This window comes from Ruegeria sp. BHSA118 (assembly GCF_059613405.1).
On record NZ_JBXWSM010000024.1, the window covers coordinates 16,946 to 42,121 of the forward strand.

At 53.9% G+C, this 25,176-nt stretch carries 24 protein-coding genes; 15 read left to right on the forward strand and 9 right to left on the reverse strand.

Features of this window, described 5'->3' with window-relative positions; all coding sequences use genetic code 11:
* Positions 1-369 precede the first annotated feature (369 nt).
* A protein-coding gene (locus AC2FNN_RS09530; RefSeq protein ID WP_496758161.1) for an IS3 family transposase occupies positions 370-1,496 on the forward strand; the annotation gives its coding sequence in 2 pieces (ribosomal slippage) (positions 370-634 and positions 634-1,496; 1,128 coding nt in all).
* A gap of 144 nt (positions 1,497-1,640) precedes the next feature.
* Here AC2FNN_RS09530 and AC2FNN_RS09535 read toward each other — a convergent pair.
* From AC2FNN_RS09535 to AC2FNN_RS09550, 4 genes are all read right to left on the reverse strand, one after another.
* Positions 1,641-2,264, reverse strand: coding sequence for a class I SAM-dependent methyltransferase (locus AC2FNN_RS09535; RefSeq protein WP_496758162.1), 624 nt, complete (start codon positions 2,262-2,264; stop codon positions 1,641-1,643).
* A gap of 9 nt (positions 2,265-2,273) precedes the next feature.
* Complete coding sequence (pssA, locus tag AC2FNN_RS09540; RefSeq protein WP_496758164.1) at positions 2,274-3,020, reverse strand: CDP-diacylglycerol--serine O-phosphatidyltransferase; 747 nt, start codon at positions 3,018-3,020, stop codon at positions 2,274-2,276.
* A gap of 12 nt (positions 3,021-3,032) precedes the next feature.
* Positions 3,033-3,707: a phosphatidylserine decarboxylase gene (locus tag AC2FNN_RS09545; RefSeq protein ID WP_496758166.1), complete on the reverse strand. Its 675-nt coding sequence runs from the start codon at positions 3,705-3,707 to the stop codon at positions 3,033-3,035.
* 234 nt (positions 3,708-3,941) lie between these two features.
* Entirely contained in the window at positions 3,942-4,622 is a 681-nt protein-coding gene (locus AC2FNN_RS09550; protein ID WP_496758167.1) for an IS6 family transposase, read from the reverse strand.
* Between the two features lie 68 nt (positions 4,623-4,690).
* Between AC2FNN_RS09550 and AC2FNN_RS09555 the strand changes: the two genes are divergently transcribed.
* On the forward strand, positions 4,691-5,464 hold the full coding sequence (locus AC2FNN_RS09555) for a tetratricopeptide repeat protein (protein WP_496758169.1): 774 nt from the start codon (positions 4,691-4,693) through the stop codon (positions 5,462-5,464).
* A gap of 353 nt (positions 5,465-5,817) precedes the next feature.
* On the opposite strand, the gene AC2FNN_RS09560 is transcribed toward AC2FNN_RS09555, so the two are convergent.
* Positions 5,818-6,372, reverse strand: coding sequence for a cupin domain-containing protein (locus AC2FNN_RS09560; RefSeq protein ID WP_496758170.1), 555 nt, complete (start codon positions 6,370-6,372; stop codon positions 5,818-5,820).
* Positions 6,373-6,527: 155 nt separating this feature from the next.
* Between AC2FNN_RS09560 and aptA the strand changes: the two genes are divergently transcribed.
* The 8 genes from aptA (at position 6,528) to AC2FNN_RS09600 (ending at position 15,100) form a co-directional block, all read left to right on the forward strand.
* The gene (gene aptA / locus AC2FNN_RS09565; protein ID WP_496758171.1) at positions 6,528-7,850 is read left to right on the forward strand and encodes an omega-aminotransferase AptA; all 1,323 of its coding nucleotides are present in this window, start codon (positions 6,528-6,530) and stop codon (positions 7,848-7,850) included.
* A 34-nt stretch (positions 7,851-7,884) separates the two neighbouring features.
* Positions 7,885-9,396, forward strand: a complete 1,512-nt coding sequence (locus AC2FNN_RS09570) for a CoA-acylating methylmalonate-semialdehyde dehydrogenase (protein WP_496758172.1) — start codon at positions 7,885-7,887, stop codon at positions 9,394-9,396.
* Positions 9,397-9,420: 24 nt separating this feature from the next.
* Positions 9,421-10,530 carry an alanine dehydrogenase gene (gene ald, locus AC2FNN_RS09575; RefSeq protein WP_496758174.1) on the forward strand — a complete coding sequence of 370 codons (1,110 nt, stop codon included), beginning with the start codon at positions 9,421-9,423 and terminating at the stop codon, positions 10,528-10,530.
* 104 nt (positions 10,531-10,634) lie between these two features.
* Positions 10,635-11,624 carry a TRAP transporter substrate-binding protein DctP gene (dctP, locus tag AC2FNN_RS09580; protein WP_496758206.1) on the forward strand — a complete coding sequence of 330 codons (990 nt, stop codon included), beginning with the start codon at positions 10,635-10,637 and terminating at the stop codon, positions 11,622-11,624.
* 99 nt (positions 11,625-11,723) lie between these two features.
* On the forward strand, positions 11,724-12,311 hold the full coding sequence (locus AC2FNN_RS09585; RefSeq protein ID WP_170417478.1) for a TRAP transporter small permease: 588 nt from the start codon (positions 11,724-11,726) through the stop codon (positions 12,309-12,311).
* Positions 12,308-13,600 (forward strand): TRAP transporter large permease, encoded by a 1,293-nt coding sequence (locus tag AC2FNN_RS09590; protein ID WP_496758175.1) that lies wholly within the window; start codon positions 12,308-12,310, stop codon positions 13,598-13,600. The genes AC2FNN_RS09585 and AC2FNN_RS09590 overlap by 4 nt, the downstream gene beginning before the upstream one ends.
* Positions 13,601-13,742: 142 nt before the next feature.
* Positions 13,743-14,153, forward strand: coding sequence for a universal stress protein (locus AC2FNN_RS09595; protein ID WP_496758177.1), 411 nt, complete (start codon positions 13,743-13,745; stop codon positions 14,151-14,153).
* Between the two features lie 233 nt (positions 14,154-14,386).
* Positions 14,387-15,100 (forward strand): tyrosine-type recombinase/integrase, encoded by a 714-nt coding sequence (locus tag AC2FNN_RS09600; protein ID WP_496758178.1) that lies wholly within the window; start codon positions 14,387-14,389, stop codon positions 15,098-15,100.
* Positions 15,101-15,321: 221 nt separating this feature from the next.
* Here the strand turns inward: AC2FNN_RS09600 and AC2FNN_RS09605 are convergent, their stop codons facing one another.
* Entirely contained in the window at positions 15,322-16,227 is a 906-nt protein-coding gene (locus AC2FNN_RS09605; protein ID WP_496758180.1) for a tetratricopeptide repeat protein, read from the reverse strand.
* 528 nt (positions 16,228-16,755) lie between these two features.
* Between AC2FNN_RS09605 and AC2FNN_RS09610 the strand changes: the two genes are divergently transcribed.
* The 4 genes from AC2FNN_RS09610 to AC2FNN_RS09625 all read left to right on the forward strand — a co-directional run bounded on the left by AC2FNN_RS09610 (position 16,756) and on the right by AC2FNN_RS09625 (position 20,480).
* Positions 16,756-16,989, forward strand: a complete 234-nt coding sequence (locus AC2FNN_RS09610; protein WP_496758181.1) for a hypothetical protein — start codon at positions 16,756-16,758, stop codon at positions 16,987-16,989.
* A 10-nt stretch (positions 16,990-16,999) separates the two neighbouring features.
* Positions 17,000-18,472, forward strand: a complete 1,473-nt coding sequence (gntH, locus tag AC2FNN_RS09615; protein ID WP_496758182.1) for a guanitoxin biosynthesis MBL fold metallo-hydrolase GntH — start codon at positions 17,000-17,002, stop codon at positions 18,470-18,472.
* Positions 18,473-18,476: 4 nt separating this feature from the next.
* Positions 18,477-19,457 (forward strand): CobW family GTP-binding protein, encoded by a 981-nt coding sequence (locus AC2FNN_RS09620; protein WP_496758184.1) that lies wholly within the window; start codon positions 18,477-18,479, stop codon positions 19,455-19,457.
* A gap of 354 nt (positions 19,458-19,811) precedes the next feature.
* Positions 19,812-20,480, forward strand: coding sequence for a hypothetical protein (locus tag AC2FNN_RS09625; protein WP_496758186.1), 669 nt, complete (start codon positions 19,812-19,814; stop codon positions 20,478-20,480).
* A 241-nt stretch (positions 20,481-20,721) separates the two neighbouring features.
* Here the strand turns inward: AC2FNN_RS09625 and AC2FNN_RS09630 are convergent, their stop codons facing one another.
* Together AC2FNN_RS09630 and AC2FNN_RS09635 are read right to left on the reverse strand one after the other, a co-directional pair.
* Entirely contained in the window at positions 20,722-21,696 is a 975-nt protein-coding gene (locus AC2FNN_RS09630; protein ID WP_496758187.1) for a Gfo/Idh/MocA family protein, read from the reverse strand.
* A gap of 65 nt (positions 21,697-21,761) precedes the next feature.
* A complete protein-coding gene (locus tag AC2FNN_RS09635; protein WP_496758188.1) occupies positions 21,762-22,652 on the reverse strand; it encodes a sugar phosphate isomerase/epimerase family protein in 891 nt (296 codons plus the stop codon).
* Between the two features lie 194 nt (positions 22,653-22,846).
* Between AC2FNN_RS09635 and AC2FNN_RS09640 the strand changes: the two genes are divergently transcribed.
* Positions 22,847-24,202, forward strand: a complete 1,356-nt coding sequence (locus tag AC2FNN_RS09640) for a GMC family oxidoreductase (RefSeq protein ID WP_496758189.1) — start codon at positions 22,847-22,849, stop codon at positions 24,200-24,202.
* 86 nt (positions 24,203-24,288) lie between these two features.
* On the opposite strand, the gene AC2FNN_RS09645 is transcribed toward AC2FNN_RS09640, so the two are convergent.
* A complete protein-coding gene (locus tag AC2FNN_RS09645; protein WP_496758190.1) occupies positions 24,289-25,164 on the reverse strand; it encodes a helix-turn-helix domain-containing protein in 876 nt (291 codons plus the stop codon).
* Between the last annotated feature and the right edge of the window lie 12 nt (positions 25,165-25,176).

Here is a 25,176-nt window from a genome sequence, read left to right on the forward strand (position 1 = left end):
TGTATGGTCATTTTAACAATGAAAGATGCCCCCTCTCTTTTGTTGAGCCAGATTGGAAATCAAAACAAAAAAGCAAACAACATAATGGTTGTCTGATCCCAAACCCCCTCACTCAATTGGACAACTGAACCGCAGCCGTATCTGGAAACAGTGCGGCTGCGGTTATATTTGTTTTGGGGATACGTGAAGTACTTGAAGATCCAACGATTTTGTCGCTTCAGACGCGGTTGGGCCATACAGCATAACTCGTTTGGAAGCCCCGACTCATCTGTCTGCTGAAACCTAAAAGCCTCTTAGTTTTCAGGCTCAGAGTTGGTCTTTCCCCACTGAAGTGGTCCTCCGCTATGTTTAGGAAAACGGAGGAAACACATGGCAAACAAACGACCGAAGCCAGAGGAGATTGTCACGAAGTTACGGCAAGTTGAGGTTCTGACGGGGCAAGGAATGCCGCGTCTTGATGCGATCCGGCAGATTGGTGTTACGGAACAGACATTCTATCGCTGGAAGAAGAAGTACGGTGGAATGGGCACAGATCAATTGAAGGAACTGAAGCGTCTTCAAAAGGAGAACGAACGGCTGAGAAAGGCGGTATCGGATCTGACTTTGGACAAACTAATCTTAGCGGAGGCCGCAAAGGGAAACTTCTGAGCCCCGCTCGTCGCCGTGCTTGTATTGATCGTGTTCGCAACGAGTTGAACGTCTCAGAGAGGCGAGCCTGTCGCGTCTTGCGGCAACACCGATCCACACAACGCAAAGCACCTGTCGGCCGCCCCGACGAAGAGCGACTGGTGGCGGATATGATCGAGCTGACCCGGCAATATGGTCGATACGGCTATCGTCGGATCGCTGCGTTGCTGAGAGATGCTGGGTGGCAGGTTAACGACAAACGGATCGAAAGGCTGTGGCGGCGAGAGGGGCTGAAAGTGCCAATGAAACAACCAAAGAAAGGACGGCTTTGGCTGAATGACGGTTCATGCGTTCGATTGCGACCTGAACGTCGCGATCATGTTTGGAGCTATGACTTTGTCTATTGCCGCACGGATGACGGAAAGGCGTTCCGCACGCTGAACATCATCGACGAATACAGCCGAGAGTGTCTAGCGATCCGCGTGGATCGCAAACTCGACTCAGGCAATGTCATCGACGTCTTGAGTGATCTGTTCATCCTGTGCGGCATCCCGTCATTCATTCGCTCAGACAATGGCCCGGAGTTTGTTGCCCAGGCCGTGCAGAACTGGATCAAAGCGGTTGGAGCCAAGACAGCTTACATCGAACCAGGGTCACCATGGGAAAATGGATACTGCGAAAGCTTCAACGCCCGGTTCCGGGATGAGTTCCTGAACGGCGAAATCTTCTACAGCCTGCGTGAAGCACAAATCCTGATCGAACAATGGAGGAAACACTACAACACCAAACGACCACACAGTGCTCTGGGCTACCGCCCACCGGCCCCGGAAACCATCGTCCAGATGGACCAAAGGCCAGTCATGCACTAACAATCAAATTGGACCACTCAAGTGGGGCTGATCACTTTGATACTTCATCGTTACCGACCGAAATCTAAACCACTGTAAATTAACGAGTAATAATGATGTTGCTCAATTCCATTCTTGTTGCTGTCTCCTGTTTATTTAGAACCGTTAATCAACTGCCGATTTTCTCAAAACCAGAAAGGTCATCATCCCCAGCGGCGGAAGGGGCCTTTGCTCTTCGACGGCAAGCATATCCTCTTGCAGCACCGTCTCGATCTCGAAATCAGAATGCCAGCCGATAGTATTTGCCAGCGGGGCAAATATGCGTTCCATAGATGCAAGCAGCCCCCGCTTACGTTGGAAATGGTTGGTGATCACCACTCTGCCACCCGGTTTGCAGACCCTCGCTATTTCCGCCATCACCGTTTCCGGTTCCGGAACGACGGACAGCACATGCATCGCTGCAACCGTGTCGAAATGGTTGTCGGGAAATTCTATCGTTCGAGCATCCATTTGCACCAGTGCTTTGACATGCTTTAGTGACATGGCCTGAACCTTGTCGCGGGCCTTTTGTAACATGTCTTCGCTGAAATCGATCCCTGTCACCAGCGTCTCGGCCCCGTAATGTTCCAGGGACAGTCCGGTGCCCACGCCAACCTCCAGAACCTTGCCGGGACGCCTATTGATGTATTCAACCGCGTGCTGTCTCCCGACATTGGTGACAGCCCCAAACGTCCTGTCATAGACGGGCGCCCAGCGAGCGTAAGAGGTTTGAACGGCCTTGATGTCCATATTAAGTCCTTAAAGGTTAGAAGGTAATTCCCTGTCGAGCCATGCCCAGGCGACCATTCCCACATACCCGACACAAAGCGCGATCAGCGTGGCCCAGGCAAATGTCAGCAGCGCCGCCCCCGCAACAGCGACACCGATGAGCAAAAACTTTACGTTCTCGCGGGAAATCCGCGTGGCCTTGAAAGACCATGTTGGTATGCGACTGATGAGCAGAAGACCGATGATCACCATGTAAAGGCAGATCAATACACTCGGCAGCAACGGGGCATCGGCGAAAGCGAAAGACAAATACATTGGCAACATGACCAGAAGCGCCCCCGCAGGGGCGGGGACCCCCTCGAAATAGGCACTGTCCTGATCACATGTCTCGGATTTGCTGCTCACATTGAACCGGGCAAGGCGCATGACGCAGCACACAGCAAAGAACAGAACGGCAATCCACGCCGCGCTGCGTATATCCTGCAAGGCCCAGAAATAGAGAACGAGCGGTGGCGCGACCCCGAAGTTCAGAAAATCTGCAAGAGAGTCAAGCTCGGCCCCCAGCTTGCTGTCACTGCTAAGCAGGCGCGCAATGCGCCCATCTAATCCATCAAGCACGCAGGCAGCAATTATCAACTGGACCGCGAGTACGTAGTTACCCTGAACACCAAATCTGATTGCTGACAGGCCCGCGCAAATGGCCGTTATGGTCAGCGCATTGGGCAGCAAATGGATTAGCGCAAACCCGGTCTCTTCCTGTTTGGGGGGGTCTCCCATTGATCCGCCTACCTATTTTTCTTCAGACATAGAAAAACTGGCAAGGACGGTTTCACCCGCAATCATCGTTTGTCCGACACGCACTTTTGGATCCACGCCATCCGGAAGGTAAACATCCAGCCGAGACCCGAACCGGATCAATCCAAATCGCTCTCCGGTATTAAGCGCTTCGCCTGGTTTTACGAAGCAGACGATCCGTCTGGCCACCAGACCAGCAATCTGGACAACAGCCAGATCCTGATTGTTTGTCATACGAATACGCAAGCTGTTGCGCTCGTTATCGGCACTGGCCTTGTCCAGGGATGCATTGAAAAACTTGCCGGGGCGGTAAGCAACTGCGGTAATCTCCCCTTCAATGGGGGTCCGGTTCACATGACAGTTGAAGACACTCATGAACACGCTGACACGGGTGAGAGGTGTGTCGGGCATCCCAAGTTCTTTCGGCGGTACCGCAGGTTCGATCAGCGAAACCACCCCGTCCGCCGGGCTAACAATCAGGCCTTCTTCTGTCGGTGGCACACGTTCAGGATCGCGAAAGAAATAGTAGCACCAAACCGTGAAGCAGACGCCAATCCAGCCCAGAATGTCGGACAAGAGAAACAGACCGACCGTTATGGCAGCAAAGATTGCGACAAACCGAATGCCTTCGGGATGCATCGGTTTGATGAACGTATCGCGCATGCGCATTGCAAGCTTTCCCTTAGGTCATTTGACGGCACTTTCATAAGTGGATTGGTGTGGAACGCAAGTGTGACTAGCGCGACCGGCGTCAATTGATATTAGGGTGTTACAAGTTGATGGGCACTATTTACAGCACCTCGGCGCTTAGGCTTCGGCCTTGTGACCGGTAAGCAAAATTATGTGAAACGGTTCTGTTGCGAAGTTTAGGTTAGAAGAAGAGAACGTGCTGTAGCAGCAGGTTTAAGAGGCAAGTTCTGCGAACTGGCGAAACGGACAGAGTCCGGGCGTGAGTTGACCTTTGCGGATCATGTGCGCCACTTCGATTCCGTCCAAAGTTGCTGCTGCTGATGCGAAGGCTTTGAACCCCAGCATCGGGCGCGTGCGTCTCTTGATGAAGCGGTGGTCCTGTTCCACAATGTTGTTCAAGTATTTCCGCCTGACCATTTCAATTGGGATCGGGCAACCGAAGCCTTTCAACATCTTGTTTATGGCCTTGATGCCAGCCGTGTTAGCTCCGCTTTTGTCGATGACAATCTTTCTCGGGAGTCCGTTGACCTCCAGTGTCCGAGCAAAGAATTTGGTGGCGGCAGGTTTGTTTCGACGCTGCGAAAGCATGAAATCAAGCGTCTTACCGTGCTTGTCGACAGCTCGGTATAGGTATACCCACGCCCCTTTCACCTTGATGTAGGTCTCGTCCATTCTCCAAGAACGATCGCAAGACTTTTTGCGGCGACGCGCGGCCTCAGCAATCGCGCTAGAGTATCTCTTCACCCAGCGGTTCAGTGTAGTGTGGTCCACCGAAACACCGCGCTCACCCATGATTTCCTCCAGGTCACGGTATGAAACACCATATCGAACGTAGAAGAAGACCGCGAATAGGATCACATCCTTCGGATATTGCGCACCCTTGAAAGAAATCATGAACTGACTTTCGGCTGAATTACACCGGCCGCTATTCACTCTCTGTGTTCTTGAGCGTCAATTGCAAAATGTTTGCAACAGATCCTTTGACGTCTCGTGCGAGGTTACTTTTCCGCCAAAACAATATTGAAGCCATGACAGAAGCGCGGAAGCTCTTGTATCGCGCGAACAAGACCGACCCGGACTATGCAAAAGCGTTTTCATTACTTGCACAAGTGGAGCAGTTTTTCTTTACAAGCCGCGTGAGCGACGAATACGCACAACCAGATACTGCGGAGAGGGTATTTGAAGCCGCTGCCCGTGCGGTCCAAATCGCACCCGAAGATCCATTCGCCGGGGCGGTTTACGGAATGTCGCTAAGAATGAAGGGCGATTACGAAGGTGCGGCACTTGCAGCGCAACATGCGCGCGAGATAGCACCTAATGATCCGGAGGTGTTAGCGCCCGTCTCAGTCATCTTACTCAGCGTAGGAGACTACGAGGGATCTGTTGAGACCATGCAGTTCGCCTGGTCACTCGATCCTCATCTGAGTCCAGTCTTTACAGGAGCTGTCCTTGCGCAGGGCCTTTTTGCACTGGGCGACTACAAGGCGTCAAAAGACGTCGCTGTCGATTGCCTCCGCAAGACCCCTGACGACGTGCGTTGTATGGAAAGCCTTGTACGCGCGTTGGGTGAACTCGGGCCACCCAACGAGACCAAAGAGGCCGTCAAAGATCTTCTTCGCAAAAGCCCAAGTTTCACGATTTCGGAGTACGTCCGGCGAGCCAGTAAGAACCGGAATGATGTTGCGGCGATAGAACGGTGGGCAGAAGGCCTTAGGAAGGCGGGTATTCCAGAGTGACTTGCGAGTTCGCCGGTTGTGAGCTCTTTGCGCCAAACAATTACCTGTTCCGGTCTCAATGCAGACTTCGTAGACAGTGCGATGTGCCCGATCGCGCGTTCTCCGTTCGGTAAGAACGGCCCCAACCGGTCGTTCATCTTGCAAGACGGTGCCGCAGAGCAGCTTCATCAAACCGGCCATTCGCTGCAAACGCGAAATCTGAAGAGAGTTCGCCGTCCGGGATCGCGTAAGAAATTCGACAAATGGCCCCTGGTTGTGAATGTCGATTTCATTTCTACATTCTAAGTTGGTCGTCGAATTTGACCATCCCGCGAAATATTGAGAATGCTCACAAAAGAGCTCTTTCAATTGAGTCAGAACGACGAAGGAGTACATGCGCTGATCACTTTGCATGGCGTGTCACCGGCATTCCGAAACCTGTGTGGCAATATGCTTGAGAAGTAGTACGCGTCCCCGGGGCCCAGAACCCTGGACTGCCCATCTACTGTGACTTCAAGACGGCCCTCTATCACAACCGCACATTCCTCTCCTTCGTGCGACAGTTCAGATCGGCCCGAGTCGGCACCGACATCGTACTCTTCTATGAGCATCTGGAGTTTTCTGTCTCGGCGCTCTCCTGCGACAAGCAAATAGGAGACTCCAGGTGATCCTAAGTCGCGCATTCTTTCGTGCGGATAAAAGAACGACTCCTCTTTTTGCAATTCAAAACTGAAGAAAAAGCCTAAGTTGACGTCTACTGCAGTAAGGATCTTTTTGAGCAGTGCCACGGAAGGTTGCGTCGATCCGCTTTCGATTTGTGAAATCGTCCCGCTACCGACTCCAGCGCGTTTGGCCATTTCACGTTGACTGAGGCCTTTGGTCGTCCGAATCAACTTTAAACGACGGGCTGTTTCGAGATCTGATGACAAAACCGTTACCCTGGTGCTTTCTTGCTTTGGATCGAAAGCATTCTAGGGGCGCAATGATTTTTTTCAATAACTTACAGATTAAAATAAAGCCGGGTATGCGGAAAGTCTGAACTCTGCAAGGATTTGTCATCAAATGAAAATCTGCTTCATGAGGAATGAACGTGCTCGATCAACCCAACACAATGTCATCGTTTTGGATGCCGTTTTCGGCCAATCGTGAATTCCTTCGCGAGCCCCGCATGATCCATTCGGCTGAGGGGATGTATTACACCAGTTCCGATGGTCGGAAGGTCATGGATGGTACCGCCGGGCTGTGGTGCGTCAACGCGGGTCACCGGGATCCACTGATCGTAGAGGCCGTGCAAAAACAAGTGCACGAGCTGGACTATGCCCCGAACTTCCAGTTCTCCCACCCTCAGGCGTTTGAGTTGTCAGCAAAGCTGACAGCGATGATGCCTGAGGGAATGAACCACGCTTTCTTCACAAATTCTGGTTCCGAGTCCGTCGATACGGCTCTCAAAATCGCGCTGCATTACCACCGGATGCGCGGCGATGGCACACGCACGCGATTGATCGGGCGTGAGCGTGGTTACCACGGCACCGGCTTCGGCGGCATTTCAGTGGGCGGCATCGTGAAGAACCGCATGCATTTCGGGACGCTCCTTACAGGAGTAGATCATCTGCGCCACACGCATGACCCAGAGAAAAACGCCTTTTCCCGCGGCAGCCCAAAACATGGCGCGGAACTGGCGGACGATCTGGAACGGTTGGTCGCGCTTCACGATGCCTCAACCATCGCGGCAGTGATCGTTGAGCCGATGGCCGGATCCACCGGTGTGTTGTTGCCGCCGAAAGGATACCTGAAGCGGCTGCGCGAAATCTGCGATCAACATGGCATTCTGCTGATTTTCGACGAGGTCATCACCGCTTTTGGTCGCTTGGGGGCAGCGACAGCATCAGAGTATTATGATGTAAAGCCGGACATCATCACGACCGCCAAAGGCCTCACCAACGGTGTTATTCCAATGGGAGCGGTCATCGTATCCGACAAGATCTATGACTCGGCGATGGAAAATGCCGATGCGCCGATTGAGCTGTTCCATGGCTATACCTACTCCGCCAATCCGGTGTCCTGTGCCGCGGCGCTGGCGACTTTGGAATGCTACAAGCAGAATGATTTGTTCCGCCGTGCCGCATTGCTGTCGCAGCCCTGGGAGGATCAGCTTCACAGCCTCAAAGGTCTGCCGAACGTCATCGATATCCGCAATCTGGGATTGGTGGGCGCGGTTGAACTAGCCCCACGAGAAGGCGCGCCGGGTGCACGGGGCTATGATGCGATGAAACGGGCCTGGGACGCTGGAATAATGATCCGTGTCACAGGTGACATCATCGCCTTGTCTCCACCGCTTATCATCTCGGAACCCGAAATAACGAAACTTTGTCAAACACTTGGAGAGGTATTGGCTGACCTGCCATAACCCCTGACTTCTAACCCCAAAAAGGACTGACATCATGAAAGATGCATCCCCGGTCGCTTTGATCGGCCACTACATTAATGGCCAAACTACTGTTCCTTCCGGCGAAAATACGCAGCCGGTTTTCAATCCCGCAACCGGTGCGCAAACCGGCGAGGTGTCACTGGCGACTGTACAGACCGTCGACGACGCGGTGGCTGCGGCAAAAGCAGCGTTCCCGAAGTGGTCGAACACGCCTCCGATCCGCCGTGCCCGCCTAATGAACAACTTTCTGGCGCTGGTACGCGAGCACAAAGACGAACTTGCCCGCGCTATCACTGTAGAGCATGGCAAGGTGTTCACCGACGCCCAAGGCGAGGTTGAGCGCGGTATTGATATCATCGAGTTTGCCTGCGGCATTCCGCAACTCCTCAAGGGCGACTACACGGAGCAGGTTTCCACTGGCATGGACAACTGGACCACGCGACAGGCGTTGGGCGTTGTCGCCGGGATCACTCCCTTCAACTTCCCGGTCATGGTGCCGATGTGGATGTTCCCGATCGCCATCGCCGCAGGCAATACCTTTATCCTGAAGCCATCCCCGACCGATCCGTCGGCCTCTCTGCTGTACGCGGATCTGATGCAGAAAGCCGGTTTCCCCGACGGAGTGTTCAACGTGGTTCAGGGTGACAAGGTCGCCGTGGATGCGTTGCTGGAGAACGACGACGTCAAAGCCGTGTCCTTCGTCGGCTCGACGCCAATTGCGAACTACATCTACGAGGTCGGTGCGCGCCACGGCAAGCGCGTGCAGGCTCTGGGCGGTGCAAAGAACCACATGCTGGTCATGCCCGATGCCGACATGAACAAAGCCGCCGACGCACTGATTGGCGCTGCCTATGGTTCGGCCGGAGAGCGTTGCATGGCCATCTCGGTTGCTCTGATGGTTGGGGATGCCGCCGACAAGCTTATGCCGGTTCTGAAAGAACGTGCCGAAACCCTGAAAGTCAAAAACGGCCTCGAACTGGACGCCGAGATGGGTCCGATCGTCTCGGCCGCTGCGCGGGACCGGATCAAAGGGTACATCGACTCCGGCATCGCAGAAGGTGCGGACCTGCTGGTCGATGGCCGAGACTATACCGTCGAAGGGCACGAGGAAGGCTATTTCCTTGGCGGTACCCTGTTCGACAAAGTCACACCCGACATGAAGATTTACAAGGAAGAGATCTTCGGTCCGGTTCTGTCCTGCGTCCGCGTCTCGAGTTTCGCGGAAGGCCTGCAACTGATCAACGACCACGAGTTCGGCAACGGCGTGTCGCTGTTCACCCGTGACGGCAACGTCGCGCGTGAATTCGGCAAGCAGGTTCAGGTCGGCATGGTCGGCGTCAATGTTCCGATCCCGGTTCCGATGGCCTGGCACGGTTTTGGCGGCTGGAAGAAGAGCCTGTTCGGCGACATGCACGCCTATGGCGAGGAGGGTGTGCGTTTCTACACCAAGCAGAAATCCATCATGCAGCGCTGGCCTGAAAGTATCTCGGAAGGTGCCGAGTTCGTCATGCCAACGGCCAAGTGATCAAGCGGCTAAAGGAGTGAAAAAATGTTCATTGGTGTTCCCAAGGAAATCAAGAACCACGAATACCGCGTCGGCCTGACCCCCGAAAGTGTCGCGGAACTGGTCTCGCACGGCCACAACGTCGTCGTCGAAACCAATGCCGGTGTTGGGATTGGCGCGGATGACGACGCCTATCGTGCGGCCGGTGCCGAGATTGCCGCAACCGCCGCCGATATCTTTGCCAACGTGGAAATGATCGTGAAGGTGAAAGAACCTCAGGCCGTGGAACGCGCGATGCTGCGCGAAGGCCAAATCCTCTACACCTATCTGCATCTGGCACCCGATCCGGATCAGACCAAGGATCTGGTCAATTCGGGTGCGGTTTGCATCGCTTATGAGACCGTGACTGACGACAATGGCGGTCTGCCACTGTTGAAACCGATGAGCCAGGTTGCCGGGCGCATGTCGATCCAGGCCGGTGCCAGCGCGTTGGAGAAGGCAAAGGGTGGTCTGGGTGTGCTGCTGGGAGGTGTACCCGGAGTAAAACCTGGCAAGGTCGTTGTCATCGGCGGCGGCGTCGTTGGCTTCAACGCGGCGCAGATGGCTGTTGGCTTGCATGCGGACGTCACCATTCTGGATCGCAACCCCGCGGTTCTGGAGAAGCTGGAAAACCACTTCGAGGCCTCGGCCAAGGTTGTCTATTCAACCAAAGCTGCACTGGAGGAAGAAGTCACCAATGCCGATCTGGTTGTTGGCGCGGTTCTGATCCCGGGCGCTGCTGCGCCCAAGCTGGTCTCGCGCGAGCTGATCTCGAAAATGAAACCCGGTGCGGTCGTCGTGGACGTGGCGATTGATCAGGGCGGCTGCTTTGAAACGTCCAAAGCCACCACTCACGCAGAGCCCACATATGTTGTCGACGATGTTGTTCATTACTGCGTCGCCAACATGCCAGGCGCAGTCGCCCGAACCTCGACCTATGCACTGAACAACGTCACGCTGCCGCACGCTCTGGCTATTGCAAACCATGGCTGGAAGCAGGCGCTGGCAGACAATCGTCACCTGATGAACGGCCTGAACGTGGCCCACGGGAAGGTGACGTACAAGGCTGTGGCCGATGACCTTGGATACGAGTTCGTCGCCCCGGAACTTTGCTGATTTGAAGCAAAGAAATGTCCCACCGCGCGTAATGCGGCGGGACACCCACCACTGAGGAGGAAACCTTAATGATTACCAAGATTAACCGCCGCGCCCTCGGCGCGATGGGTGGCGCTGCTTTGCTTGCTGCAACCACACTCTCAACAGCAGCCGCAGCGGAAGACATGACACTGCGCTTTGCCGGCGTGTTCCCGATTGACCATCAGGGCACGAAAATGATGGAGCAGGTCGCAGCGGATGTCGCGGCAGCAGATGTCGGCCTGAAGATCGAAGTATTCCCGGCAAACCAACTGGGTTCGGGTGAGGCGCTGTTCGAAGATGTTGCACGCGGCAATATCGACCTGGCATCGGCGTTCATCTATGCCGACACCGATCCACGCCTGGAATTCCTGTCAATGCCGTTCCTGCTGGGCGGCTGGGATGACATGGAGAGCACGCTTCTCAACATGGATTCCGAGTTCAACACCATCCTGCAAGAGATCACCGACGAATATGGCGTGCGCGTCATGGCGCAGAATCCGGAAGGGTTCATTGGCATCGTTTCGTCGCAAGAGCCCGAGAACTGGAATACTTTCGACGACAAGGGCATGAACATACGCGTCTGGTCTTCCAGCGTCGTTAAGTCGATGGTCGAAGAACTGGGTTACCAGGCGACAACAATGGCATGGGGCGATATCTTCCCAGCACTTCAAGCCGGTATCGTCGATGGGGCGATCTGCTGCACCAAGACTGCAACCTACTCGATCTTCGCCAAGTCGGATGTTGGCACTCACTTTGTCGAGTACAACTCGATCTCAGAGCTGACAACTTTCTATGCGTCGCAGCGGACACTCGACAAGCTCAACGACGACCAGCGCGCCGCGCTGCAAGCCGCGATGACGAAGGCGTCCGAAGACTTCTTTGCCTACAACCGTGAGAATGACGAAGTGTTCGGCCAGAAATTGCTCGACAAAGGCTACACCATCCTGCGCCTGAGCGACGAAGAACAAGCTGCGATGGCCGCTCATGTCCAGGAAACGGTCTGGCCCGCGATGGCACAAAACGTCGGTCAGGACATCATCGACCGCCTGTTGGCAGCAAAGGAACAGCAATAAACACTGAGAAGAAGGGCCAGCAAATCAGCTGGCCCTTTTTTGGTCTTTGGCTCAACAAAGGGAGGGAGAAAGATGTCTAGTTCTGAAGCTGAACGCCCATTGGTCGTCGAAAGCGCAGAAAAGAAGAGCTCGCAAAAAATCACTGACGAGTTGCCAGTCATTATTGGGTATCCGCTGAAAGCAGTGGCCTTTGTCATGAGGCAGATCGTCATGTTTGCCGGTTTCCTGATGGCATTCACGTTTGGAGCCGTTGTTGTCATCCGGTATGGATTTGGCGGTGATCTCTTTGCCTACGAAGAATGGCTTTTGGGTATCAGCATCATCGGCTTTTTTGCAGGTGCTGTTCTGGCCTCGGCCCGCAACCTGCACATCAACGCGGACATTCTTGGCATCGTGATCCAAAATCCTCGGTTGATTTGGTGGCGCGGCTTTGTGGTGCTGACAGTCGAGGTGCTGGTGATCCTGTTCCTCATGTACGCCTGCTATGTCTCGCTGCTTGATGACTTCTCATTCCCCCGGCTGCGCGCAACCCCGGTGCTGCGCATTCCGTTTGTGACCTGGCGGATTGCGATCATGATTGCCTTTGGCCTCATGGCGACGTTCACGGCGGCATATTTGTACGTACACATCCGCAAGGGGCTCGGGCTTCCCCTGAGATCAGAAATGCAAAAAGGAGAAACCCAATGATCATCGGAGGAAGTCTCCTTATCGTCTGCTTTATGCTGCTGTTGGGCGTCAGCGTCTATGTGGCATTCGGATCGGTTTTGATTTTCATCGCCCTTGTCGGAGATCAGTCGATCACTGGCTACCTGCCCACCGGCTCAACGGGCATCCGTTCGCTGGTGCTACTGGCGATCCCCCTCTTCATGATTGCCGGTGGTATCATGGAAAAAGGTAAGATCGCGGCCCCTCTTGTCTCGCTGGCTGAAATGTTCATTGGTCATATCAAAGGAGGTTTGAGCGCAGCGGGGGTGCTGGCCTGCGGTGTGTTCGGCTCCATTTCCGGTAGTGCAAATGCAACGCTGACCTGTATCGGCGGCATCATGATGCCCCACCTGAAAAAGGCCAACTATCCGGGTGGGCAATCGGCGGCTCTGATCGTGGCGGCCAGCCCCTTAGGTCTGTTGATCCCACCGAGTTCGTCGCATATCCTTTATGGCTGGGTTGCTCAGCAGCACGTCCTGAAGTGCTTCTTGTCCACGGTCATTCCGGCGATCATCCTGATCACGCTTTTGATCGTGGTTAATCAGTTCATGCTGCGGAAATATGACAGTATTATCCTGACGGAACGTCCAAAACCGTTCTTGCCGACATTCGGAGTTCAGACGCGCCTTGCCGGGCCTGCGCTTATGATGCCGCTGATCATTCTGGGTGGGATCTATGGCGGTATAATGACGCCAACCGAGGCTGCGGGTATCGCAGTGGTCTACTCGATCCCGATCGCGATCTACTTCTACCGTGGCCTGACCTGGAAAACACTGGCCCAGACGATCCAGAATTCCGGTGTGACGATTGGCGTGGTCATGGTCATGATCTTCATGGTTCTGATCGTGTCGGACAATTTGATCTCGCAGGGCGCCCCTCAGTTGGCCAAGGATCTGGTTTATTCCGTGTCGGACAATCCGGTCGTCATCCTTCTGATGATCAACGTTGTGATGATCCTGATCGGGATGCTCATGGATGATATTTCGGGTCTGCTTCTGGCGACGCCGATCTTGCTGCCCATTGCGCAGAGCACTGGTATGGATCCGATCCACTTTGCGGCCGTGATTGGCGTGAACCTTGGTATGGCGAACATCACCCCTCCAACTGCGCCGCTGCTTTACCTCGGAGCTCAGGTCTGTGATGAGCCGGTTTCGCGCATGCTGTGGCCGACTTTGATCTTCATAGTTTTTGCCTGGCTTCCGACACTGATGCTGACAACTTTTGTACCAGAGTTGGCCCTTTTCCTGCCCGACCTCCTGCTCAGCAGGTAGCGGCAAGAAAGCGCAAAAACCCCAAGACGAAACAACGCGCACCCCATTCTTATGACTGGGGTGCCTGAGCGCCCTCCCGAAGGTGAAGTGGGAGAGGCCAGTCAGCAGCAGATAACCGAAAACCCAAATACGGAGGTTTGAAATGTACAAAAATGTCTTAGTCGCGCTCTCTCTCGAACACGGTATCAGTGAACACGCACTTGCGGCGGCGCATGCGCTTGTATCCGAAGGCGGAAATATCACTGCCGCGCATATCCATGAGCCCCCAAATAGACAGATAATGTACTATATGGATGAAGGAATCGCAGAAAAGTCTCTCCAAAAAGCAAAGGCGCGCTTGGCCGAGCGTCTAACAAGTGAGACCGACGTGTCGTCCATCCTGCTCGAGAGCCAATCGGCAGGTCGCGCAATCACCGAATACGCCAACAAACATGGTATCGACTGTATCGTCCTTGCTTCGCATAAACCTGGAATGAAAGAGTTCTTTTTGGGTTCAACAGCCGCTCTCGTCGTTCGACACGCTCAGTGTTCGGTGCATGTACTCCGTCTGTGACGTTGGCGCCCGCAGCGTGTCAGTAACTCTGTCCAGTGAAATCTGCGATGATAAGCTCGTCTCACTGCGACCAAGGTCTGCAATATGGCGTAACCTAACAGAATTTCACTTTGCGGCATTTGAGAGATAGGGCTCACCGCCGACCTCGGCGGCAATGCGGCATCTTGTGATATCCTCTTTCGTCTACGTCGGGTTGTCGTTGTGGGCGGGCATGGCGGATCGGAGGATCAGTTATGGAAACACCAAACTTACCTGCCATTCGCGCGCTTCGCCCAGCTTGGAACAAGGGACGCATCGTCGGTCAGAAACGGCCGTTAAAACCCAAACACGTCTGGGCAATTCGAGTAAGATTAGAGCTCGCAGAGAACCATCGCGAACTAGCTCTCTTCAATATGGCCATCGACAGTAAGTTGCGCGGCTGTGACTTGGTGAAGATGAAAGTCGTTGACATCATGGCCTCTGGTCAGATCAAGGAGCGGGCTTCGGTGCTGCAAAGTAAAACTCAGAAACCGGTCCGCTTCGAAATTTCTGAAGGAACTCGGGCCTCCGTCGAGAAGTGGATGGAAGACGAACTCATGGTTGGGTCTGAATACCTTTGGCCAGGGCGTTTCCATGAGCGTTTGCACATTTCAACGCGCCAGTATGCGCGGATTGTACGTGATTGGGTAACGTCTATAGGTTTGGAAGCAAGCGCTTATGGCACACATTCAATGCGTCGGACCAAGGTCACCCAAATTTACAAAAAGACGGGCAATCTGCGCGCGGTGCAACTCTTACTTGGGCATACTAAGATGGACAGCACCGTTCGGTATCTCGGTGTTGAGCTTGAGGATGCGCTTGCCATAGCAGAGGCCATTGAAATCTTACTACACGGGCCGCTTTCGTTGGCGGCCCACAGCGGCCGTTTGCGTCAGCCGCATCGAAGGCCTGGTTCGAGCCCAGTATGACCGACGCTGCGCGATACCCCAAAGAACGCGGAGCGCAGTTAAGCAGACTTTGAATAACTTTCTGCAACTGCCTATTCTTGCATTTTGTGATAGCTTCACACTCTCCAAGGCGCAGCCTCCTAAACCAACCATTCGAACTCGGTTTAGCATTGTTGCTTTGAGTATGACGTCGATCCTAAAAACTTGAAATCGTGCGTAAGAAATCAAGGAAACTCGCTTCCTTAGTATCTCGTCAGTGTATCAAGTATCGCTTTCTGCGTTTTGCCGTCGCTGTGAAAAATCCTGTTGGCAAGATACTTAGACGGGAAATCGGGCCATGTCCTGCGCATTTCAGTAACGAGCAGTTGTGCTTCTTCTGAATTCCCCAACTGATCGTGCGCAACGGCTTGGAATAAGAGCGAAGGAGCGCTGACAGGCGCTCCGGCAGCTGGTGCGCCCTGAAAGGCTTCAACAACGTTTTCGTAGTTTCCGAGCATAAGTTGCGAAACACCCCAGATGTTTCTTGCACCAAACCTACCAGATCCTGACCTGACTCTCTTTGGATCACTAACCTCGGCTGCAAGTTCCGGGGCGTTAGCCATGATGGCAGTGATACCTGCAAGGTCGAGAATATGGCCATCCTTCGGTGCTAGTTCGACGGACATTCTTGCGTATTTCAATGCCTCGTTTGGCTGGTTTTTGACAGCCAGCACCCAACCATTTGCGCCGTTTGCCCATGCATCAGCAGGGGACAATTCAAGCGCTGTTCCAGACATTTCTGAGGCTCGACTGAAGAGATCGTCCCTTTGCGCTTCATCCGGGGACAGCAATGCCAGAGTCGCCAAAACCTGCGCTGTTCCGGCAAAGCCGTCAGACAGAGCCGGGTCGAGTTCCACAGCGTGCTGGAACATTCCCAGTGCTATTTGCTGACGTTTGACATCAAAAACGGGAAAAAACATGCCTCTGGCTTGATCCGCAAGGTTAGCCGCCTGAAGTCTCGTCAAAGACTGCTCACCGAGGGCCGCTCTCTCAGCCTGTTCTATGGATTGAGTTGCGGGCGAATCCACCTGGTTGTCCTGAGCAAACCAAAAGCCAATTAAAGCAATCAGTACAAGGCAGCCCAATCCAGCTATCAGCAGTTGCCGCACACGCCGATGTTCTGGAAATACATCGCCGCTCAGTACCTCTGAAGTGCTATCTCCTGTAGTCCTTCTTTGCGAAAACCGTGGCTTGTATCCGCCGGAATCAACAAAAATTCGAACTCCCTCACCGTCCCATTGATCTTCGTAAAACTCATGTAGCAGTCGACGCAGCCGCCTGGCTTCGACGCGAACGAGATTCCGACAACCGGTGCCATCAATGCTCCGACCGTAGACTTCGACTGCGATTGCTTAGCCGCGAACCTGGGCACCGCGACCGGCAAGAGTTTCTTCGACGACATAAGTAAGGAACTGCTGGAGGCGAGGCGAAGCCTGGAACGCGACGCTGGACACAACGCTCTGAAGTGCCTGTCGGACAAGCTCCGGCGATGGCGGTGCAACATCTTGATCTATCGGCAATTCATTAGCTTTGTTCAAGGCAAACTCACCCCCAACTCACGGTGACTCACTTGGCGCATGTCGTCAACCGAACTTATCTTGATGTGAGAATAGATAGTGGGAACCGGGGATTATCCAGTGACTTGGGAACTGAGTGACGAGCTTCCAGATCTTTCCGATGCGCTTTCAGGGCGTATCGAAACGGATGCGTTGCTCAAAGAAGTTATCGAAGACCTGAGGAAAGCTTCGGAGTTGCTGGATGATGTTTCGATCGCAGCCTCAGAGCGTGCGGAATGGGCCCATATCAAATCTGAACTCGTGAACGAGCTTCGCCGGATGGTGAAGCGCGATCCTCACAGCGTTTCCAATTGAGGGCATAGCCATGACAAAAAAAGACAACGGCAAAGATCTTAAGAATGAACCGAACCAGCAATCTGACGGCATCGAAAACCCTACCAGGCGCCACGTTATGCAGGGGCTCGCTGCGGGCGCGGTCGCAACAGGCGCCGTTAGTTACGGTTCAGGCGCAGCGCAAGCACACCAAGGCGATGGCCCACTGGGCGAAAGCCTAAAGAACCCTTACGGCGGCAGACCTGCGGGCGGCATCACGCTACCGGAGTACTTCCGCCCCACAAAATACATGACAGGTTCGAACGCGAACTACTTCCCGCTTTCCGAAGACCTCGGGCCCGACGAAATGCGTATATCGTTCTGTGGTTCGACGCCCTTTCCACCCCGCGAAGATCAGGCTGGAACCTGCATCATGGTCGAGTTGGGTAACGGAAAACGGTTTTTCTTCGACTTCGGGTCAGGTTGTGTCCGCAACATTATCGGGATGCAGGTTCCGGGTCAGTTGATCAACGACATCTTCATTACGCACCTGCATGTCGATCACTATGCCGACATCCCTTACATCTACCCGTTTCGGGCTTGGTCCGGCGGGTACACACCGCTGCGCATTCACGGTCCATCTGGTCGGACACCCGAGCTTGGTACAGCCGGAATGGTGAAAGGTATGCAGCAGATGCTCAAATGGCATCTCGAAGCTTTCGATGTTTTCCCAATCGGTGACGGCTACGAGATCGAAGTCAATGAATTCGATTTCCGCCAAGAAGGTGGCATCGTCTATGATGAAGATGGCGTGACCATACGTTCCTGGCCGCGCAGCCATGCCAAGGACGGCGCTGTCGGATATCGGCTGGATTGGAACGGGCTTAGCTTTGTTTGGACCGGCGATGGACGTCCCGATGAACTGAGCCTTGAATACGGAAAAGGCGTCGATGTGTTTGTGACCGAAATGTCGGGTCAGGATATCGGGCAATTGATGACCTACAAATACGGTCTGCCGCAGGAGCTGTTCAACTACACAATCGATACGCACCATACTTCTCACTACGCTGTTGGTAAGATGATGGCTGAGGCGCGCCCACGGCTTGCAATGGTGACCCACTATACGCAAGACGAGGATATCGATGCCGAAATGCTCGCGGGAATCCGAGCCCATTATGATGGGTTGTTCGCCTGGGGGTTGGATGTCGCCGTCGTCAACGTCACCAAAGATGCAATCTGGTATCGGAAGGCGACACTTCCCGGAAAATCTGGTTCGGTCGCGCCATTCCGCGAATTGGGCAAGATGGAAGCAGAAGGCAAGATCACCTTGCCGGATGAAATCAAGCCGCCAGCACCTCGGTCATCACGTGCCGAACAGCAGGACCAGAAATACCGCGATATGGAGATTGATCCCAAGGAATACTATCCAGCTGACGTATTCCGGGCCCCCGATCCAGAATGGCCCAGTGATTTCGTTATCAAGGTCGATGATGTCATCCCGAACCGCAAGAAGAAGGCGGAGTGATGACATGATCGAATTTGGGTCGTCATCCGCAATTCCTGTAACGATCCTTACCGGCTTTCTCGGAGCCGGTAAGACAACACTTTTGAACCGCATCCTGACAGGCAATCACGGGTTGCGGGTTGCGGTTCTGGTGAATGACTTTGGATCAATAAACGTTGACGCTGACTTGGTAGTCGGTCTCGAAGATGATGTGATGAGTCTTGCGAATGGCTGCGTGTGCTGCTCGATACGAGATGACCTGATCGAAACGGTGGAAGCCGTTCTCGCCCGTCCTGAAAGGCCGGAATACATCGTCCTTGAAGCAAGTGGCGTGTCAGACCCGTCGTCAATCGCGATGACCTTCACGGATCAAAAGTTCCGAGACATGATCCGCTTGGACAGCCTTATGTGCTTAGTCGATGCGGAGCAATTGTTCGCAGCACCTGAACAAATGGAATTGAAGCTTCGCCAAATTGCGTTTTCGGACATGGTTATTCTGAACAAGGTTGATCTTGTTGACAGGGCCACGGTTCAAAAGGTTCATGATTGGCTTGGGTCACGTTTCCGGCGATATCGTCTGGTCGAAGCCGTAAATGCCGATGTCCCGCTGGATATTTTGCTGTCCGTGGGACGCTTTGCCAGCGAGCAACTTGAAACGAAAATACCGGATCATCACGAACATGGGCCCGGTTGCGGTTGCCAAAGCGCCGATCACTCTGACAGCTTTTCGACGACTATGATGAAAGTCGACGACCCCATTAGCCTGTCTTCTCTCAAGACTGCAATTCGAAAGCTTCCGGGCGACGTTTATCGCCTCAAGGGTTTTGTTTTTAGCGAGGAGGATCCAGATCATCGCATTCTTGTACAGGTAGTCGGAAAGCGCATGGACATCGCAAGGGATGGCGCATGGGGTCACCGAAAGCCCGAAACAAGGCTTGTTGCAATAGGTGCACCCGGAGCCCTTTCGGAATATGAGCTTTCCGATGCGTTGTTGGCAACCGCATAGCGGCAAGTCCGACAAAACTTGTTTGCGTGTGTCTCTTAAATTCCAGCACGTAACAGCTCGAAAGCCTGCAGCGCCGAGGACCAAATGTGGAGAAATACCCTATTGCTGAAGCAGTTTAGGAAATGGAGCCAAGCTATCAGGTTGCTCGCACTTGCCACTGCGTTTGTCTTGTCCGGAACGGCTGTGCGCGCGCAGGACGTTTCAAGTCGATAACTTGAAGATACAACCCCAAACCTTGGATTGCCGAGTTCAGCTGGAGGACAAGATGCCGAGTTGCTTTCTGCTTTCCACGGGCTCGAGGCGTTGCCCCGTGTAGCAAATCTCATTTGCAGAGGTTCTAGGGGCAAAGACGGGATGCCTGTTATTTTTTCTACCGAGGTAGATCTGGAAACTTTGCAGGCAGGTGACTTCAGAGTTGTAACAAAGTCAGGCCAGATCGGAACAATGCACTGTGCTTCGGTGTTGCCTGCTACCGATCCCGGTGAATTGCGCACGGTGCTTCTCATCGGGGGTTTTGGGAACGTTTTCGAGGATCCACCGGTTGCAGTAGAGGTTGTTGGACACCTTCATTCCATCGATGGAACACTTGATTTCCGCGGTGCCACTGTCGCCGTGACTCCGCTGGAAGACGGGCCGTCAATGATCTTTGCCGAGATTGTCGAGGATTGGACTTTGGTCGGAAAATTGGGGCCACGTCGCACCAGAGGAAGCCTTTGTCCAAGTGACAACATTGTACAAGCCATTAGAGTAACTTGGGCGGGTGGCGTTACGCTGGCCAATGGTAAGGAACCTGGCGATGTGGAACGTGATCTGTACAGTATTACTGTAGTGGCCGAGGATGGATCTCAACGCATAGTGACACCCGCGGCGCTTGCCGATCTGGGCGACGGAGACAATAACCACATGCTCTGCCGTGATACAAAGGAACAACCTATCTCGGTTTCTTTCCCGGCTGGTATTCTGACGGATCCGAATGACGATCTGAACCCTACAACCAGCATATTTCTCACAAAACCCACTTAAGAAACTGAACAATAATTTGTTCGAATGAACTCGTAACCGAAAAGGTTCGGACGGGCCGGTTGCGGGCTGCGAATATCAGCCATTGGCCATCGCAAGGACAGCTCAAACCGGACATACATTGCGCCCATGCGAGCACTCCAGCATACTCAGGATCGCCTTACCGAAGAAGGCTTGCGGGGATTGGGGGCAGGTATCACCAAGGGGGTAAACCCATCGGCTTGAGAGCGCTCGCCTGCGTAGCTCAGATATCCCTACTGTTCTCGAAGGCTTGATCAATCGCAACCTGCGTTTCCTTAGAGAACTCGAGCGGGCACGGATATTGCGACCCGGTCGTCGCCGAATCCCCGAATGCCTCGACCTGTAATTTATACTGATCAATGATCGGGAAACGCCTACGCGAGACATCTCGACCATCTTTGTGCAACTCGACACTGGCTTCGCCATAGATTCTTGGGTTGAAGGGCGCCGTTACACGGATCAATCCTCCTTCACCGTGGAAAGTCATTTCCTGAAACAGGTTGAGACGTGTGGTCACGTAGGCCGAATAGGTAAAGCCAGGGAAGCTCGCCTGGATGTCGGTGAAGGCGTCCACGTCATTTTCCCATCGGATGCGGGACGAGATATCCTGCGGTTCTTCACCCGTTACAAAGCGGGTCGATCCCAGCACATAAACGCCAATATCGCGCAGCGCTCCTCCGCCGGTTTCAGGGCGATGCCGGATGTTCTCGACATCTTCCCGACTGTCGAAGGCAAAGATGCCGCTGACATGTACCAGCCGCCCAATCTCTCCGGATCGGATCAACTCGCGTACATAATGCCATTGCGGATGGTGCTCGATCATAAAGGCCTCGGCAGCAAGCAAACCAGTTTGGTCGCGGGCGTCTATCAGAGTATCAACCTCGCCCGCCTGCAAGGTCATCGGTTTCTCACAGAGGACATGTTTTCCGGCCTCCAGAGCCTTCAAAGACCACTCGACATGTAGGTGATTTGGCAACGGGATATAGACCGCGTCGATGTCCGGATCAGCCAACAATGCGTCATAGCTGTCATGGATCTTCAGATCAGGACACAAGGCTTGAAATGGCGCGACCTTGTGCTTGGAGCCTGTGGCCAAGGCCACCAGTTTGGCATTGTTTGCCGCGTGAATTGCGGGGCCCATATGTTTCAGCGCAAAGTTCGCGGCACCGAGAATGCCCCAATTGACTGTGTTCGACATGTTATCCCCATTAGTAGTTTGCCTCATCACCTCATAAGTGACGGCATTTTTCGTTTGTGTGGATCCTATCGGATCAGGTTTTCCAGAAGTGACTTTAGTTCTGTAGCTATTTGGAAGCTGTTGCTCTGATGTTGCTTTCGGCAGAACAACTCCGGGCTCCACCAACCCACATATCCCGTCGACTTCACAGCGTCGCACCATTCGCGCAGATCAAGAGCACCACTGCCGGTGGGCAAATCTCGCAGGACCCTTTCATCCGGAATCCCCCCCAGGAATGGCAGTGAATCGCACACATGCACGCCATAGATACGATCTTTGTCAATCCGAGCCACAGTTTCGGGCGTGTCACCCGACACATAGCAGTGCCAGAAATCCACCACCATTTTCAGGTTGTCCCGATCCGCCCTGTCGAGCAGTTCACATTGGTCTGCGATCGTGTTGACCGGTGCCCAACCCAGCGCCTCCAGATAAAGCACAAGCCCCCGTCCGGCAGCCATATCCGCGAGAACCTTCAGGTTCTTGGCGGACAGCTTGATCTGCTCAGTGCGTGGATAGGAAAGCAATCCGGCATAGCCTTGGATTGGTCGGTGGCTCGCGTGATTGCGAACTGACTGGATATCCACCGGCTCCGTCAGGATCTGAACACCTTTGGCCCCAACAGCAGCCGCGAGATCGAATAACTCTTCTGCCTCTTTCAAAAGGCGCTTTGCATCGTCACCTTGACGCTCGATATCCAGAAGAAATCCAATGCCCGGGATCCAGATGTCTCCAATCTGAGACTTCAGTTCATCGTGACAGAACCCTGCCGCAAGAAAGGCGCGCATCTTGTCTACTGACAGCTCGATACCGTCAAACTCCAAAGACGATGCGATCTCCAGATCCATCATCATCGTCGCATGCTTCGAAACAAGCGAACGATAGACGATTTTCTGGCGCGTATGCTCGGCGTCACCCACGCCCACCCCTCCTGCTGGTCTTGTTGACCGAGCATTGCAGGGAGATGCGCACCTAACAATTTCGCAAACCCACTCCTACATGCGCAGTCTGACGCAATTTCAGCGTCATCCTGCGTCGAAAAATGCGTGTTGCGAAATTTCGCGCTCGTCGTCGCACCGGGAAGATCCTTGTGCGTGATGAAGGAGGCAGAAGCGTGGATACTGCAGATATAGTAATTCTTGGTGGCGGCTCCACCGGGTGCGTTCTGGCCTCTCGTTTGTCAGAGGATCCGGAGTGCAACGTAGTCTTGCTGGAAGAAGGCCCACGTGATTGGAGCCCCTATATCCACATTCCGGGCGCCTACTATAAAACAGCGCAAGGTCGGTTGCTCAAACGTATCCCGTGGGTTGCGACACAAGAGCGTAACGACGCCCAGCAAACCATGGTACAACCCAGTGTGCTGGGCGGTGGAAGCTCGGTCAATGCGATGATCTATATTCGCGGCAATCCAGACGATTATGAACGGTGGGAAGCGGAGGGCGCGACCGGATGGGGGTATCAAGATGTGCTGCCCTATTTCAAAAAGGCCGAGGACAACAACCGGTTCTGTAATAACGCACATGGCATCGGCGGTCCGCTTGGCGTTTCAGACGTTGACCACATTCATCCCCTGACCCGAGCATGGCTGCAGGCATGTCAGCAATCTGGGATGCCGTATAACCCGGCCTTCAATTCTGGCGATCCGGCAGGATGTGGGCTGTATCAGATCACCGCACGAAACAAACTTCGCAGCAGCGCGGCAACCGCGTATCTGAATCCGGCACGCAAGCGAAAGAACCTCTCTATCGTGACCCGCGCACAGGTCACGCGGATTATCGTAGAAAATGGGCGAGCCGTGGGCGTTGAGTACACCCTACGAGGCAAGTCTAAAAGAATCAGAGCATCGCAAGACGTGATCTCGTCGGCAGGGGCGATCAACTCGCCAAAGCTTCTGATGCTGTCGGGCATTGGGCCGGCTGATGAACTACGCAGGCATGGCATTGAGATACAACAAGACCTTCCGGGCGTCGGGCAGAATCTTCAGGATCACATCGAGATCTCTCTCGTCTATCAACTCAACGGACCGCACAGTTACGACAAGTACAAGAAGCCCTTCTGGAAGCTAATGGCGGGGTTGGAGTACGCGCTTTTCAAAGGAGGGCCCGCGTCCTCGAACTTGATCGAGGGCGGAGGGTTCTGGTGGGCCGATAGGTCCGAAAGAATGCCGGACCTACAGTACTTCATGGTTGTCGGAGCGGGCGTCGAAGAAGGTGTCGAAACCGTGCCAGGCGGCAATGGGTGTACGATCAAATTGGGACAAATCCGCCCCCGATCGCGCGGGGATATCGTTACGTTGCACTTGATGTCTTTAGACCGGTCATTCCCAAACACAGTGAGTTCCAGGTCTCTATTGACCCGGATGCGTCCACAGAGCCGCCTTGCAATAGTCGGGGGTTTTGATCCCAGGCCTCAAGTTTTCCAGTCAAACATCAGTGATGAGGTTACGTCATCAGCACGTTTGCGAAGTTGATTGCGCAATGCCTGGATGAAAATGCGTCCTTTGAACGGTACATCGCACCAAGGAAACCGCACCGCCGCTTATGTCGATCCGACGCTTCAAGCCTCGGTTAGGTGCTTCCTGATTGTCGGATCGATCCTATTGCTTTGGATTGGGTAGATACCACAAGCGGCAATAGCCTCGCGCGCAGTTACACGCTCGTGCAATCGTTTCCAGATTGTTTTGGCCGCATAGGGATGAGGGTATGGGCGCCAAGCGACGCCCATGGTCATTCCTCGTAGATACTTCAATTGCTGCCGGTGCGCGGAGTACAAGATGGTGTTGGCTACGCTGCCTTCACGCGCGAGCTCGTGTTCTGTCACGAATATCCTGTTTCCCCGCATTGTCACCAAGCCGGAATAGCGAGAAATCTGGTGCATGCTTTTGTCTGTCGACGTGGCAATTTCCCTAGAGCGAATCGTGAAAAGTCCATCAACTTCCTGAATGCGGATCAATGAACAGAAGATCTTTCCTTCCCAAGATGGCGTGCAGAAATATGAATGATAGAAACCTACGTAACGCCTCAGATTTTTCTGTTGACCTCTAAAAGGATCCAGAAATGCGTCTGCGGGCGTTTTGCCAACTTGTGGCAGGACACCCTTTAGCATTCCTTCGAAGCTTGCAGTTTCAGCAAACAGCTCTGCTTCTGTCAGATCGAAGTGACGCGCAATTCGGCGCATGTTGTGGGCCGAAGGCAGGCTAGAGCCATTCAGGTAACGATTGAATTGCTGTCTGTTGACGCCGATATCACGACAAATCTGCGAAATGCTGCCGTGCTCCGCGCATAATGACCTCAGGTTTGCAGAAAAATACTCTGACACCGACGATACCTTTCGCGTTTTGACGCTAGTTTGCGACAAATAGCATCGTTTTGCGCAAGATCGCACAGTTTGTTTTGCCTGTATATTGGTTTTTTCTTCGGCATCAGCTCGCAACAGACAAGCCTC